The sequence below is a fragment of the Pinisolibacter sp. genome (assembly GCF_036782435.1).
GTDB lineage: Bacteria > Pseudomonadota > Alphaproteobacteria > Rhizobiales > Ancalomicrobiaceae > CALBKH01.
Genome location: NZ_DAIPZB010000009.1, coordinates 24,796 through 40,043 on the forward strand (window position 1 = coordinate 24,796; position 15,248 = coordinate 40,043).

General features: G+C 70.7%; 12 protein-coding genes. 11 read left to right on the forward strand and 1 reads right to left on the reverse strand.

Annotated elements, in window-relative coordinates; all coding sequences use genetic code 11:
* Positions 1–189 precede the first annotated feature (189 nt).
* Positions 190–666: an Rrf2 family transcriptional regulator gene (locus V7Q42_RS05515; RefSeq protein ID WP_333822949.1), complete on the forward strand. Its 477-nt coding sequence runs from the start codon at positions 190–192 to the stop codon at positions 664–666.
* On the opposite strand, the gene V7Q42_RS05520 is transcribed toward V7Q42_RS05515, so the two are convergent.
* Positions 617–1,081: an Rrf2 family transcriptional regulator gene (locus V7Q42_RS05520; protein WP_333822950.1), complete on the reverse strand. Its 465-nt coding sequence runs from the start codon at positions 1,079–1,081 to the stop codon at positions 617–619. The genes V7Q42_RS05515 and V7Q42_RS05520 overlap by 50 nt on opposite strands.
* A gap of 195 nt (positions 1,082–1,276) precedes the next feature.
* On the opposite strand from V7Q42_RS05520, the gene V7Q42_RS05525 reads away from it, so the two are divergent.
* The 10 genes from V7Q42_RS05525 (at position 1,277) to V7Q42_RS05570 (ending at position 15,204) form a co-directional block, all read left to right on the forward strand.
* Positions 1,277–1,840 (forward strand): ferritin-like domain-containing protein, encoded by a 564-nt coding sequence (locus V7Q42_RS05525; RefSeq protein ID WP_333822951.1) that lies wholly within the window; start codon positions 1,277–1,279, stop codon positions 1,838–1,840.
* Complete coding sequence (locus V7Q42_RS05530; RefSeq protein WP_333822952.1) at positions 1,837–2,964, forward strand: NAD(P)/FAD-dependent oxidoreductase; 1,128 nt, start codon at positions 1,837–1,839, stop codon at positions 2,962–2,964. Before V7Q42_RS05525 ends, V7Q42_RS05530 begins: the two co-directional genes overlap by 4 nt.
* Positions 2,965–3,285: 321 nt before the next feature.
* The gene (locus V7Q42_RS05535; protein WP_442958166.1) at positions 3,286–4,854 is read left to right on the forward strand and encodes a cytochrome ubiquinol oxidase subunit I; all 1,569 of its coding nucleotides are present in this window, start codon (positions 3,286–3,288) and stop codon (positions 4,852–4,854) included.
* Positions 4,855–4,870: 16 nt separating this feature from the next.
* Entirely contained in the window at positions 4,871–6,022 is a 1,152-nt protein-coding gene (gene cydB / locus V7Q42_RS05540) for a cytochrome d ubiquinol oxidase subunit II (protein WP_333822954.1), read from the forward strand.
* A 16-nt stretch (positions 6,023–6,038) separates the two neighbouring features.
* Entirely contained in the window at positions 6,039–6,152 is a 114-nt protein-coding gene (cydX, locus tag V7Q42_RS05545) for a cytochrome bd-I oxidase subunit CydX (RefSeq protein WP_333822955.1), read from the forward strand.
* A gap of 107 nt (positions 6,153–6,259) precedes the next feature.
* Complete coding sequence (gene cydD / locus V7Q42_RS05550) at positions 6,260–8,014, forward strand: thiol reductant ABC exporter subunit CydD (RefSeq protein ID WP_333822956.1); 1,755 nt, start codon at positions 6,260–6,262, stop codon at positions 8,012–8,014.
* On the forward strand, positions 8,007–9,644 hold the full coding sequence (cydC, locus tag V7Q42_RS05555; RefSeq protein ID WP_333822957.1) for a thiol reductant ABC exporter subunit CydC: 1,638 nt from the start codon (positions 8,007–8,009) through the stop codon (positions 9,642–9,644). The genes cydD and cydC overlap by 8 nt, the downstream gene beginning before the upstream one ends.
* Positions 9,645–9,700: 56 nt before the next feature.
* Positions 9,701–12,055 carry an ATP-binding protein gene (locus tag V7Q42_RS05560; protein WP_333822958.1) on the forward strand — a complete coding sequence of 785 codons (2,355 nt, stop codon included), beginning with the start codon at positions 9,701–9,703 and terminating at the stop codon, positions 12,053–12,055.
* A 75-nt stretch (positions 12,056–12,130) separates the two neighbouring features.
* Positions 12,131–13,321, forward strand: a complete 1,191-nt coding sequence (locus V7Q42_RS05565) for a sigma-54 dependent transcriptional regulator (protein ID WP_333822959.1) — start codon at positions 12,131–12,133, stop codon at positions 13,319–13,321.
* 125 nt (positions 13,322–13,446) lie between these two features.
* Positions 13,447–15,204 (forward strand): YeeE/YedE thiosulfate transporter family protein, encoded by a 1,758-nt coding sequence (locus V7Q42_RS05570; RefSeq protein ID WP_333822960.1) that lies wholly within the window; start codon positions 13,447–13,449, stop codon positions 15,202–15,204.
* Positions 15,205–15,248 lie beyond the last annotated feature (44 nt).

Sequence of the window (15,248 nt, forward strand, 5' to 3'; positions counted from 1 at the left end):
CCCTGACGAAGGTGGGCATCGCCGGTCTAACGAACCGCGCGATTCCTCACCCAGTTCGGGGTCGGGCTCTCGTGCACTTTCTGTCGCATGCCTTCCGCGAAATCACCGATGCTGATATGACCTATTCGTCCTCGCCCATGGTTCGATCCCGGGTGATCGCCGGCGAAGGACTTCGGAACGAATCGCGCGATGCGGCTGACCAGCTATTCTAACTTCACGCTCCGCATCCTCATGATCGCCGCGGCGCGCCACCCGGCGCTGACCACCATTCAGGACGTCGCCGACGCCTTCTCGATTTCCAAGGCGCACCTCGTCAAATGCGTGCACCAGTTGGGGCTGTGGGGCTTTCTGGAGACGGTGCGCGGCAACGGCGGCGGCTTTCGTCTGGTTCGGCCGGCCGCGACGATCTCGCTCGGCGAGGTCATCCGCCGCACCGAGGACGGCTTCGCCATCGCCGAGTGTTTCGACGACGACGCGGGCGCCTGCCCGCTGACCGCGCGCTGTCGCCTGCGGCCGGCGCTCATCAAGTCGACCGAAGCCTTCCTGTCGGTGCTCGACGAGATGACGCTCGCCGACATCTCCGACAACGGAGACGATCTGCTCGACGTCCTCGACCTCAGGCCGACGCCGCCGAGCGGCTGTCGCGAGGCGGAGGCGCGGCGCTGAGCGTGGCGGTCGGCGGCGAATCGTCGAGCGCGAGATCGGCGACCGTCAGGCGATCGAGTTCGGCGCGGAAGACGCCGTAGGCGCGTTCGCAGGCCCGTCGCAGCTTGCACAGACCGACGATCCGGCATTCCCGATCGGTCCTCAGTCGACAGGGAAAGAGGTTTTCTTCGGGCTCGAAGGCGTCGACCACCTCGGTCAGACGGATCGTCGCCGGATCGCGCGCCAGCCGATAGCCGCCGCCGCGACCGCGCTTGCCTTCGAGAAACCCGGCCTGCATCAGGGTGAAGCACGACTTCAGCACCAGCGCCTCGGCCAGGCCCAGGCGTTCGACCATCTCCTGCATCGCCACCAGGCGATTGGTGCGGCAGATCATCAGAATGCGGAAGGCGCCGTTGGTTGCGGCATTCATACGCATCGGCTCACCCAAACATATATTGCACATAAAACTTATAGGGCTATTCTGAAGCCGTCATTCGATGGCCGCAAGCCGGTTCGGTCGGAACCGCCGGCGAAGCCTCGCTCGATCGGGTCTCGTCGGCGTTCGAACGCGGCGAGTGATGATTTCGCGGCACCACCCCACCCCGAGGCCATCGGTTCCTGGAGGATCACCATGTACGTCACATCGAACTCCGTCACAGACGGTCACGGCTGCGGGCGCGGCCCGAGTCGGCACGGCCGGGGGCGTGGCCAGGGTCACGGAACCTGCGCCCTGCCGACGATCGGCGCGTCGCGCCCCTTGACCAACGCCGAGCACGTCGCCGTGGTCGAGGCGCTCGACGACGAATATCGCGCCCTCGCCTTCTATGCGGCGGTGCTCGACCGCTTCCCCGACGCCATGCCCTTCGCCCACATCGTCGAGGCGGAGGGGCGACACGCCGCGGCGCTCGCCGCCGTGTTGCGGACCGACGGCCGCGCCGTGCCGGAAAACCGCCATCTCGGCTCACCGGAGATCCGCGCCGAGGTTCCGGCTTCGGTCGCCTGCGCCTGCGACATCGCGGTCGAGGCGGAGATCGACAACGTCGGTCTCTACGTCGACCGCCTGCTGCCGGCGGTCGCCGAGCGGCCCGATCTCGTCGCGCTCTTCATGCGGCTGATGGAGGCGTCCCGCGATCGTCACCTGCCCGCGTTCAGACGATGGACCGCCGGTCAACGTTTCAGAGGAGGGGTCGCGTGACCACCATCGCCATTCTGGGGTCGGGCTTCGCCGCCCTCACCGCCGCCCGCCAGCTGCGCCGCAAGGGCGTGACGGCGAAGATCACCATGATCTCGCCGCGTCGCGAGCTGCACTATCTGCCGAGCACGATCTGGATCCCGACCCATTTGCGCAAGGGAGCGGATCTGAAGATCCCGCTCGATCACTTCTTCGCCGAAACGCGCGTCGACTTCGTCCAGGCCTCGGTCACCGGGATCGCCGAGGGCGGTCGGCTCGTGTCGACCGATGCCGGCGAGTTCCGCAACGATCACCTGATCGTCGCCACCGGCGGCCGCTTCATCCGCAAGCTGCCGGGGATCGAGCACGCCCTGATCCCTTGCGAGGGCATCGCCGTCGGCGAGGAGATCGAGCGCCGCCTCGACGCCCTCGACGGCGGCACCATCGCCATCGGCTTCGCCACCAACCCGGCCGAGCAGGGCGCCATGCGCGGCGGGCCGATGTTCGAATTCCTGTTCATCATCGACACCCTGCTCAGGCAGCAGGGCCGGCGCGAGAAGTTCTCGTTGGTCTTCTTCAATCCCGCCGAGCGCCCCGGCGCCCGCCTGGGGCCGAAGGCGGTCGACGGCCTCCTCGCCGAGATGAAGAAGCGCGACATCCTCACCCACCTCGGCCACAAGATGGTGCGGATCGAGGAGAAGAAGGTCGTCACCGAGGGCGGCGAGATCGACGCCGATCTGATCCTGTTCATGCCCGGGCTGACCGGTCCGGCGTTCCTGGGGAACTCCGATCTGCCGTTGTCGCCCGGCGGCATGATCGTCGCCGACACCAAATGCCGGGTCGAGGGCCGGCCGAACACCTGGGTGGTCGGCGATTCCGGCTCCTTCCCCGGACCCGACTGGATGCCGAAGCAGGCCCATCAGGCCGACCTCCAGGCCGCGGCGGCCTCCGCCAATCTCGCCGCCGTCCTCGCCGGCCGCGAACCCGTGACCGACTTCCGCCCGGAGCTGATCTGCATCGTCGACACGCTCGACGCCGGCATGCTGGTGTTCCGCAATCCGCGCTTCAACTTCGTCGGCCCGAAGATGAAGGTCTTCCATTGGCTGAAGCGCTTCTTCGAAGGCTACTACCTGCGCGCCTTCCGCTGAGGCGGCGCGATCCTGGAGCGACCGGCGGCCGGCGACACCCTCGCCGGCCGCCGTCGTCTCGGCGGGCGAGGTGCGGCGTTCGGTCTCGGCGGGCGGCGAGCGAGTACCGTCTCTGGTATTTTTCTCTTTTAAAACAATTATTTGACCGGATTGGCGCGGCGCATGGGCGGTCCCGCGCCGGGGCGTTTCGACCAAGGTTTCAATTCCTTTATCGATAATATATGTTTATTCTTGTATTCGTTATCGATGTTTGAGGGGTGCCGTTGTCGTTCAGTCGGCTTCGGTCGGCCCCGCTCCCGACAAAGGACGTCGACCGTCATGATCGATCCGACATTCGTGGAACTGTCGCGCTGGCAGTTCGCCGCGACGGCGCTCTACCATTTCCTCTTCGTGCCGCTCACCCTCGGCATCTCCTGGCTCCTGGTCATCATGGAGACCGTCTACGTCATGACGGGCAAGGAGATCTACAAGGACATGACCAAGTTCTGGGGCAAGTTGTTCGGCATCAACTTCGCCCTCGGTGTCACCACCGGCCTCACCATGGAGTTCGAGTTCGGCACCAACTGGTCCTATTACTCCCATTACGTCGGTGACGTGTTCGGCGCGCCGCTCGCCATCGAGGGCCTGATGGCCTTCTTCCTGGAGAGCACCTTCATCGGCCTGTTCTTCCTCGGCTGGGACAAGCTGTCGAAGCGCAAGCACCTCGCCGTGACCTTCTTCACCGCGCTCGGCTCCAATCTGTCGGCGCTGTGGATCCTGGTCGCCAACGGCTGGATGCAGAACCCGATCGGCTCGGTGTTCTCGCCGGAGACCATGCGCATGGAGATGACCTCCTTCGCCGAGGTCTTCCTCAATCCGGTCGCCCAGGTGAAGTTCGTCCACACCGTCGCCGCCGGCTACGTCACCGCCTCGGTCTTCGTCATGGCGATCTCGTCCTGGTACATCCTGAAAGGCCGCGACCTCGCCTTCGCCCGACGCTCCTTCGCGGTCGCCGTCGGCTTCGGCCTCGCCGCCTCGCTGTCGGTGATCGTGCTCGGCGACGAGAGCGGCTACGAGCTCGGCGACGTCCAGAAGGTCAAGCTCGCCGCCATCGAGGCGGAGTGGAAGACGGAAATCGCGCCCGCCTCCTTCACACTCTTCGGCCTGCCCGATCAGGAGGCGCGCGAGACGACGTCGGCGATCAAGCTCCCCTGGGCGCTCGGCCTCATCGCCACCCGCTCGCTCGACAAACCCGTCGTCGGCCTCGACGACCTCGAGAAGAACCACGAGGCGCGGATCCGCTCCGGCCAGATCGCCTACGGCGCCCTGCAGAAGATCCGCGCCGGCGACAAGTCGCCCGAGACCCGCGCCACTTTCGACGCCCATGCCCGCGACATCGGCTTCGGCCTGCTGCTCAAGCAGTTCGTCGAGGATCCGACCAAGGCCGGCGAGGCCGAGATCAAGGCGGCGGCGGCCTCGACCATCCCGACGGTGTGGCCGCTGTTCTGGTCGTTCCGCATCATGGTGGCGCTCGGCTTCCTGATGCTCTTCACCTTCGCCGCCGGCTTCTGGCTCAACGCCACCAAGCGGCTGGAGCAGAACCGTTGGTTCCTGCGCCTCGCCGTGGCGATGCTGCCGGCGCCGTGGCTCGCCTGCGAACTCGGTTGGTTCGTCGCCGAGTTCGGCCGCCAGCCCTGGGCGATCGGCGAGGTGCTGCCGACCTTCCTGGCCACCTCGAGCCTGACCGTCGGCGATCTGATCTTCTCGTTGGTCGGCTTCCTGACCTTCTACACGCTGCTGTTGGTCATCGAGGTGTACCTGATGGTGAAGTTCGCCCGCCTCGGCCCGAGCTCGCTCGGCACCGGCCGCTACCACTTCGAGCGCGGCGCCCTCGCCGCCCCGGCTGAATGACCCCGAGGAGAGAGCCATGCTCGACTACGAAACCCTGAAACTCGTCTGGTGGGTGCTCGTCGGCGCGCTGCTGATCGGCTTCGCCATCACCGACGGCATGGACATGGGGGTGGGCACCCTGCTCCCCTTCGTCGGCAAGACCGACGTCGAACGGCGCATCGCCATCAACACCGTCGGCCCGCACTGGGACGGCAACCAGGTGTGGTTCATCACCGCCGGCGGCGCCATCTTCGCCGCTTGGCCGGCGGTCTATGCCGCCGCCTTCTCGGGCTTCTACATGGCGATGCTGCTGGTGCTCTTCGCCCTGTTCTTCCGCCCGGTCGGCTTCGACTACCGCTCGAAGATCGCCGACCCGAGGTGGCGCAGCGCCTGGGACTGGGGTCTGTTCGCCGGCGGCACCATCCCGGCGCTGATCTTCGGCGTCGCCTTCGGCAATCTGCTCCAGGGGGTGCCGTTCCGGCTCGACGAGCTGTTGCGGGCCCACTACCAGGGCTCGCTCTTGACCGCGCTGCTGCCGTTGCTCAACCCCTTCGCGCTGCTCGCCGGCGTCATCAGTCTGGCGATGCTCACCGTCCACGGCGGCACCTGGCTGCAACTGCGAGCCTCCGGCGCGGTGGCGGCGCGGGCGCGGAGCTTCGTCGTGGTGGCGGCGCCCATCGTCACCCTCGCCTTCGCGCTCGCCGGGGTGTGGCTGTGGCTCGGCATCGACGGCTATCGCATCGTCGCCGAGCCGTCGCACGGGGCGCTGCCCAATCCGCTCGCCAAGGAGGTGGTCCGCGCCCCCGGCGCCTGGCTCGACGTCTACGCGCGACTGCCGATCGCCGTCCTCGTGCCCGCCCTCGGGCTCGTCGGTCCGCTCGCCACGGCGCTCCTCGCCCGTGCCGCCCGCCCCGGCCTCGCCTTCGTCACCAGCGCCCTCGGCATGGTCGGCATCATCGGCACGGCGGGGATCTCGATGTTCCCCTTCGTCATGCCGTCGAGCCTCGATCCGCGCTCGAGCCTGACGGTGTGGGACGCCGCCTCCAGCCACCTCACCCTGACGGTGATGTTCTGGGCCGTGGTGATCTTCCTGCCGATCGTGCTCGGCTACACCGTGTGGTGCTACGCCCAGATGTGGGGGCGGGTGACCGCCGCCGAGATCGAAACCCGCGCCCATTCGGCCTACTGACCGAGGAGAACGGCTCATGTGGTACTTCGCCTGGATCCTCGGGGTCACCGCTGCCGCGGCGATCGGGGTCATCAACGTGATGTGGTACGAGTTCCAGGATGGGCTCGACCGCGACGGCTCGACCGACTGACACGCGTTCGCGCCTCGGCCGCCGGCAAGGGCGGCCGAGGCTCCTGCGCCGGAGCGGATCGTGCGCCCCGTGATCCGCTCCGGTCTCCTCGCTTCCGAGACACCGCCTTGACCGCACCCGCCCCGACGATCCCGTCCGCGCGAGCGGCGCTCCTCGTCTCGCTCGCCCCGGTCGTCGGGTGGCGCGCGGCGGGGGTGAGCGTCGCCGCCGCCGTCGCCGGCCTCGCCACGGTCGCCTTCGCCGCGGCGATCGCCCATCTCGTCGACGCCGTCATCTTCCACGGCGCCACCGTCGGCGACCTCGCCGCGCCGCTGGGTCTCCTCGCCGGCCTCGCCTGCCTCCGCGCCGGCGCGACCTGGACCTTCGACCACCTCGGCTTCGAGGCCGCCGCCCGGGTGCGGCGCCACCTCCTGGCGCGGCTCCTCGACCGCCTCCGCGACCTCGGCCCGGTCCGCCTCGCCGACCGCTACCCCGGCACGGTCGTCGCCACGCTCACCGAGGCGGTCGACGGCGTCGCGCCGCTGTGGCGGTCGTGGCAACCGGCGGCGACCCGCGCCGTCGTGGTGCCGCTCGCCGTGCTCGCCGTCGTGGCGCTCGCCGATCGGCTCGCCGCCGTGCTGCTCTTCATCGCCCTGCCGCTGCTGGTCTGGCTCGCCGTCCTCGCCGGGCGCGGCGCCGAGGAGGCGAGCGGCCGCGCCTGGGCGAGCCTCGCCCGCCTCGGCGGCCATCTCCTCGACCAGATCCGCGGCCTACCCGAGACCCGCCTCGCCGGCACCGCCGACCGGGCGATCGCGGCGGTCGCGGCGAGCGCCACCGCCTATGGCCGCGAGACCATGGCGGTGCTGCGCCTCGCCTTCCTCTCGGCGCTGGTGCTGGAATTCGTCGCCACCGGCGCCATCGCCGGGGTGGCGATCGCCGTCGGCTTCCGCCTGATGTGGGGCAGCCTCGACTTCGCCACCGGCTTCCTGGTGCTGATGCTCGCCCCGGAGTTCTTCGCGCCGCTGCGCGATATCGGCGTGCGCCGCCACGCCCGGATCGAGGCCCACGCCGCCCTCGACGCCATCGCCGATCTCCTCGCCGATGCCGGCGACCGCGCCGCCGACGGCAGCGAGCCGGCGCCGTCCGGCCCGCTGGCGCTGCGCTTCGAGGGCGTCCGCGTCGTCCATTCCGACGGCCGCGTCGCGCTCGAGGGCTTCGATCTCGACGTCGCCGCCGGCGAGCATGTCGCCCTGGTCGGGCGCTCAGGGGCGGGCAAGAGCACCGTCTTCGCCCTCCTCGCCGGCTTCCTCGAGCCGACCGCCGGCCGCATTCTCGTCGACGGCCGGCCGCTCGCGGCGATCGACCGGCGCACCTGGCGCGCGGGCCTCGTCCATCTGCCGCAGACCCCGGCCTTCTTCGAGGGCAGCATCGCCGACGCCGTCGCGATGGGCCGCCCGCCGCCTTCCGGCGATCGCGCCCGGGACGTCGCCCGGGCGCTGGCCGTCGCCGGGGCCGACTTCGTCGAGCGCCTGCCGGCCGGCGCCGAGACGGCCCTCGGCGAGCGTGGCCGCGACGTCTCCGGCGGCGAGGCGCAGCGCCTCGCCCTGGCGCGCGCCGCCTATGCGCCCGGCCCGCTCGTCCTCTTCGACGAACCGACCGCCCATCTCGACGCCGAGACCGAGCGACGGCTCGTCGCGGCGATCGCCGATCTGGCGCGCGGCCGCACCGCCCTCACCATCGCCCACCGGCTCGACACGCTCGCGACCGTCGACCGGGTCGTGGTGCTCGAGGGCGGCCGCGTCGTGGCGAGCGGGCCACCGGCGGAGATCCTGCCGCGGCTTCGCGCCGACGCCATGACGGGAGAGGAGGCGCACGATGGGTGATCTCCTCCGCCTCGTCCGCCTGTGGCGCGGTGCGGCGCCCTGGCTCGCCCTCGCCTTCGCCGTGTCGTTGATCACCACCCTCGCCGATCTGGCGCTGATGGCGACCGCCGGCTGGTTCGTCACCGCCATGGCGGCGGCCGGGCTCGCCCACGCCACGATGAACTACTTCACCCCCTCGGCGATCATCCGCTTCTCCGCCATCCTGCGCACCGGCGGGCGCTGGGCCGACCGGGTGCTCGGCCACGAGGCGACCTTCCGCCTCCTCGCCCTCACCCGCACCGAACTCTTCCGCCGCCTCGCGGCGATCGCCCCGGCCGGGCTCGACGAGCTGCGCTCGGCCGAGGTCGCCGGCCGGCTGAAGCTCGACGTCGACCGGCTCGAACTCGTCTTCCTGCGCCTCGTCGTGCCGCTCGGCGTCGCCGCGATCGTCGCCGTCGGGGTGGTGGTCGCGGTGGCGCTGTGGGCCGGGGCGGCGCCGGGGATCGCGGTCGCGGCCCTCCTCGGCCTCGGCGGCCTCGCCCTGCCCTTCCTCGCCGCCCGCGCCGCCGCCGATGCCGGCCGCCGCGAGACCGCGGCCGCGACCGTCCTCCGGCGCGGCGTCTCCGACCATCTCGACGGGCTCGCCACCCTGCTCCTCACCGGCGACGAACGCCGCCGCGCCGCCGACCTCGTCGCGCGGCTCGACGCCCGTCTCGCCGACGAACGCCGGGTGGCGCGCGCCGACACGCTCGGGCGGGTCGGCCAGGGCCTCGCCCGCGACGCCGCCCTCGGGCTCTTCGTCGTGCTGGCGGCGGTGGCGCTCGGGCGTGGCGATCTCGCCGGGCCCGATCTCACCGCCCTGCTGCTGGTCGTCGCCGCCGCCTTCGAGGCGACGACGCCGGTGGCGGTCGCCGCCGCCGCGCTGCCCGGCATGCTCGCCGCCCTGCGCCGGCTCTTCGCGCTCGCCGACCGTCCGCCGCCGGTCGCCGATCCGCCGAGGCCGCGACCCTTGCCCGAACGCTTCGATCTCGACGCCCGGGCGCTTGTCGTCCGCCGCCCCGGGCGATCGGCGCCGGTGCTGGCCGGGGTCGATCTCCACCTGCCGCAGGGCGCGGTCGAGGTGATCTCGCGGCCGAGCGGTTGGGGCAAGTCGACGCTCGCCGACCTCCTGGTGCGGGCGCGCGATCCCGACGAAGGCGAGATCCGCCTCGGCGGCGTCGCCCTCGCCGATCTCGCCCTCGCGGATCTGCGCCGCGTCGTCGCGGTGATGCCGCAGCGCCCGCATCTCTTTGCCGCCTCGATCGCCGAGAACCTCAGGGCGGTCGCGCCCGGCGCGAGCGATGCCGACCTCGCCGCCGCCCTCGCCGACGCCGGGCTCGCGGCGACGATCGCGGCGATGCCGGCCGGTCTTTCCACCTTCGTCGGCCCCGGCGGGGCGAAACTCTCCGGCGGCGAGATCCGCCGGCTGGCGCTCGCCCGCCTGCTCTTGCGCGCCGAGGCCCGCGTCCTCGTCCTCGACGAGCCGACCGAGGGCCTCGACGCGGCGACGGCGCGCGCCGTCATGGACGCCGTCGAGCGCCACCGCGCCGGCCGCAGCCTGCTGATCTTCTCGCATGCCGCCGATGTCGCGCGTCGGCGCGCCGACCCGTGATTGGCAATGCGCCCGGATCGGTTGCGGAGGGGGCGCCGACCGGCCTAGCATGAGGCATGACGTCTCCCGCCTCGGACGCTCCCGCTCCGGTTCGGCCGCGCTTCGCCGGCCTGTCGCGGCGCATCTACGTCGTCTTCCTCCTGGTGGCGGTGATCCCCACCGGGATCGCCGGTCTCATCGGCATCACGCGATCGCAGTCGGCGCTGAAACAGGAGACGCTGCGCAATCTCGAGCAGGAGGTGGCGGTGCGCACCTCCGGCGTCGGTCGCTTCTTCGATCAGTTCGCCTCCGAGCTCCTCAATCTCGGCGCCTCGCGCTCGCTCGGCGAATTGGTCGAGGCGCGCCGCCGCGGCGACGCCGGCGAGATCGAGCAGGCCGTCCTGCAATTGGAGAAGGACTACACCGTCCTCGCCCGCTACTACCCGCACTTCTACTACATCCGCTTCATCGGCCTCGATGGGCGCGAGATGATGCGGGTGAAGCGCCGCGGTGACAGCGTCTTCTCCATACCGCACGATCAGTTACAGGACAAATCCGAGCGCTACTACTTCCACGACGCGCTGAAATACGCACCTGGCGAGATCTACGTCTCGCCGATGGATCTCAACATCGAATACGGCAAGGTCGAACAGCCCGAACATCCGGTGGTGCGCCTCGCCACCCCGATCGCCGATCGCGACGGCGGCGTCGCCGGGTTGCTGGTCGCCAATCTCCATGCCGCGGTGCTGCTCGAACAGCTCCAGGAGATGGCGGCGGCGCGCGCCGGAACCGCCTATCTGATCGACCGCGCCGGCTCCTACCTCGCCCGCTCGAGCGATGCGCCCGCCGGTGCCGACGAGGAGCGCAGCGCCTTCCACATGTTGCCGATCGATCGGCTGGCGGAGCGCTGGGACCGGGCGACCGTCGCCAGCATCCTGGCGAGCGCGTCGGGCACCCGCTCGGTCGCCGGCCGCCTCGTCACCCATGCCACGGTGGCGACGCCGCGCGGCGGCGGCTCGGGGCCCGGCCGTGACGGCCAGTGGCTGATCGCCATGGACGTGCCCGAGCGCGACCTGTTCTTCGCCGTCGCCGATCTCCACGGCCTCTATGCCGTGCTGGTCGCGGCGCTGCTCGTCACCGCCGCCGGCGGCTATGCCCTGTCGCGCCATCTGCTCGGGCCGCTCGACCGGCTGACTCGACAGGCGCAGGCGCTGGCCGGCGGCGATCTCACTCGGCGGGTCGAGATCGGCGGGCGCGACGAGATCGCCGCGCTCGGCGCCCAGTTCAACCGCATGGCCGAGCAGTTGCAGGCGATGGTCGCCTCGCTCGCCGCCCAGCGCGACCGGCTCGAGGACGACGTCCGCGCCCGCACCCGCGATCTCGATCACGATCGCGCCTTCCTCGCCGCGGTGATCGAGAACAGCGCCGACGGCATCCTGGCGATCGACGAGGCCGGGCGGGTGACGCTCGCCAACCCGGCGGCGCTGAAGCTCCTCGGCATCGACGGCGACCCGGTCGGCGAGGCGATCGTCCGCTGGTGCCACGGCTGGCCGGAGACGGCGCGGGCGGCCGGCGAGACCGGCGAGTTGCGGCGCTCGATGACCATGGGCGCCGGCCAGTTCGCGCTGGCGGTGCGCGCCCTCGACGGCGACGGCGGCTACATCGTGGTGCTACGCGACGTCGGCGAGGAACGTCGGCTCGAGGCCGAGCGGCGCGAACTCGACCACCAGATGTTCCAGATGGACAAGCTGACGACGCTGGGCGAATTGTCGATGGGCCTCGCCCACGAGATCGGCAACCCGCTCGCCGGCATGAAGGCGGTCGCCCAGGCCTTGCAGCATCGCCGCGACATCACCCCGCCGGCCCGCGTCGTGCTCGCCCGCCTCGAGGCGGAGGTCGACCGGCTCGCCCGCTTCCTGCGCACCTTCGACGGCTTCGCCGCGCCGCCGACCTGCCGGCCGGAACCCTGCGCCCTCGCCGACGTGCTCGAGGACGTGCTGTTCTGGACCGCCAAGGAGGCGCGCAGCCACGGCGTGGCGATCGCCGTCGACGGGGTCGAGACCCTGCCGCGGCTCCACGCCGACCCCAACCAGTTGAAGCAACTGCTGCTCAATCTGGTGATCAACGCGGTGCGCGCCATGCCCGAGGGCGGGCGCCTGACCATCACCGCCGGCGCCGACGACGGACCTCGCGTCCGTATCGACGTCGCCGACACCGGTCGCGGCATCGCGCCCGACGTGCTGCCGCACATCTTCGAGCCCTTCTTCACCACCCGCGCCGACGGCTCCGGCCTGGGGCTCGCCATCGTCCGCAAGATCGTCGACGAGCACGGCGCCCGCATCGCGGTGGCGAGCGAGGAAGGCGTCGGCACCACCTTCACCCTCTTCTGGCCGATCGCCTCGGCCGAGCCCGCCGCAGGTTTCCCCGCATGAGCGAACCGATCCTGATCGTCGAGGACGACACCACGCTGCGCCTCACCGTCGGCGAGTTCCTCACCGATCGCGGCCATGCCGTCGCCACCGCCGCGACTGCGGCCGAGGCGTTGGCGCTGGTGGGCAAGGCCAGCTACCGCCTATCCGGAGGTGCGCACCGCCGTCGCGGCCCTGCAGGCGGGCGCCTACGACTGGCTGTCCAAGCCGTTCGATCTCGACGATCTCGCCGAATTGGTGCGCCGCGCCCTCGAGACGCGCCGGCTCCGGCACGAGGTGGCGTGGCGCCGCGCCCAGGCACCGGCGCCGCGGCCCGCCGACGTCGTCGGCGTCAGCGAGGCCTTCACCGGGCTTCTCGACATGACCCGTCGGGTGGCGGCGGCCGGCCGCGTGCCGGTGCTGATCCGCGGCGAATCCGGCTCCGGCAAGGAGTACGTCGCCCGGTCGATCCACGATCTGTCGAACCGGGCCTCGGGGCCGTGGGTGACGCTCAACTGCGCGGCGCTGCCGGAGGGCCTGCTCGAGTCCGAGCTCTTCGGCCACGAGCGCGGCGCCTTCACCGACGCCCGCCAGACCAAGCGCGGCCTCATCGAACTGGCCGACGGCGGCGTCCTCTTCCTCGACGAGATCGGCGACCTCTCGCCGGCGTTGCAGCCCAAGCTGCTGCGGGTGCTGGAGACCGGCGCCTTCCGCCGGGTCGGCGGGCAGAAGGAACTGACGAGCGACGTCCGCTTCGTCGCCGCCACCCATCGCGATCTCGCGCGGATGGTGCGCGACGGCCGCTTCCGCGAGGATCTCTATTACCGGCTCAACGTCGCGGCGATCGACGTGCCGCCGCTCCGGGCGCGGCGCGCCGACATCCTGCCGCTCGCCCGCCACTTCCTGTCGCGGGTGGCGGCGGCGATGGATGTCGATCGGCTGACGCTCGGGGCCGAGACCCACGCCCTGCTCGAGCGCTACGCCTGGCCCGGCAACGTCCGCGAACTGCGCAACGTCATGGAGCGCGCCGCCATCCTCGCCGACGACGGGGTGATCGGCCGGCGCCAGCTGCCGCCGGAGATCTCCGGCGCGGTCGAGCCGACCACCTCCTACACGGTGCTGACCCGCGACGACGGCACCCCGGTGAGCCTCGCCGAGGCGGAAGCGGCGCATGCCCGCGCCGTGGTCGCCTGGGCCGGCGGCAACAAGACGCGCGCCGCCGAGGTGCTCGACATCAGTCGCATGACGCTGCGCGCCAAGCTCGCCGAGACGAGCGCCGACGAGCCCTGATACCGAACTGTCGAAGTTGCGACCTTTTCGAAACTTCGACAGCGAAGGCAGCCCCGAACCGGCGTCGGCCGGTCAGGCCGTGATGCTCACGATGCTCGGACTGGTCCGAAGATCGTGAGCCCAGTATGAGGCGGCCAGAAATTGGCCGACGCCCCTCTCGGGAGCGGCCAGAAGGCGGCCGATCGGGCCCGTGGCACACCCGGCCACCCTCTGATTTCGAAGGACTTTTCGCGCTGGTACGCGCCTTGCCCCTCTGCCTGCGACGGACGACGCCGCGGGTGTCGTCGCGAATGACGAGCAGGGGACGTGACATGAGAAACTTGTTGACGCGGCAATGGTCCTTCTTCTGGGCCGGCGTCGCCTTCGGCGTGGCGCAGATCGTCTACATGGTGGCGCTGTGGATCCACTCCGCCAAGCCGGGCCAGCTCGGCACGCTGACGCCGATCACGGTGACGACCGATCTCGGCGCGATGTTCCGATCGATGGAGGTGGGCGTCTATCACCTCTTCGCCCTGCCCGACTTCCAGCTCTACGGCCTGTCCAACGCGGCCGGTCAGCCGGTCGCCGGCGGCGCCTTCGCGCCCGGTGTCGGCTGGCAGATCCTCGGCATGATCCTCGGCGGGCTGATCGTCGCGCTGCTCGAGAAGGAGAGCCGGGTCTGGGTCAAGTACTCCGCGCGGGTGTTGTGGGTCGCCTTCTTCGGCGGCATGCTGTTCTCCTACGGCACGCGGCTCGCCGGTGGTTGCACCCTCAACCACCTCCTCGGCGGCATGCCCCTGATGAGCATCCACTCCTTCGTGACCGTGCTCTTCATGGCGATCGGCGGCGCGCTCGGCTTCCCCGTCATGGAGAAGCTCGAGCTCGCCAAGTACTTCAAGCATCAGGAGACGCGCTCCTATTGCGAGGCCAATCGCGGCGACGCCGGCGAGACCGTCTGCTACGATCCGGCCTATCGTCCGACCCGCCGGCCGATCTTCTGGTTGAGCCTCACCTTCGTGCTCGCCTTCGTCGGCTTCTCGCTGTGGGGCGGTCTGGTCGATCCGGAGTGGATGCAGCACCTCGACAAGAAGGGCAATCTCGCCTCGGTCGGCAAGTCGCTCGCCAACGTCGGCCTCGCCTATGCGGTGATCACGCTGATCGCCGGCGTGGTGGCGGGCTTCGGCCTGTCGAAGAGCGGCTTCGGCACCGAATGCGCCCTGGTCAGCCTCGAAGTCGCCGGCGCCATGCGCAGGAACGACGGCAAGTTCGCGGCGATGGGCGTGCCGCGCATCACCCGCACCCTGATGCGCGGCTATCTGCCGATCATCGGCGTCACCGCCTCGTGGGTTCTGGTCGCCGGCTTCGTCTGGCTGATGTGGGTCGCCGGCATCGCCAAGCCCGGCTTCGAGGGCGGCCTCAAGGAACAGCTCACCCTCGGCAACGTCTTCGGCGGCCTGTTGATCGGCCTCGGAGCGGTGCTGCTGATCGGCTGCGAGATCCGCTCCTACATGCGCGTCGGCCTCGGCTATCTCAACACCTGGGTCGGCATGATCGGCTTTGCCGTCGGCTATCTGCCCTTCACGCTCGCCTACAAGGGGCACATGACCTTCCTCGAGCAGAACCGCTGGGTCGAAACCTACAAGATCTACCAGTGGGCCTTCCCGGACAACGTGGCGGCGCAGCAGGCGATGCTCGGCGTCTGGGTGCTGATGCTCGCCGGCTTCCTGTGGGCGCTGGTGCGCATGGGTAGCCGCAACACCGGCGCCGCCCCGGCCGAGATCCTCGGCCTATCGACCGAGGACCTCCAGCTCGGCCTCGACGCGGCGGCCAAGACCGGCCGTGGCCCGGTCGCGGACGTCGGCGCCCCCGCCCCGGTGCCGATGGCTGCGCTGGCGACGGCCTGATCCGCGCTGCCGTACCTCGCCGCCCGCCCGAGCGACCCTCGGGC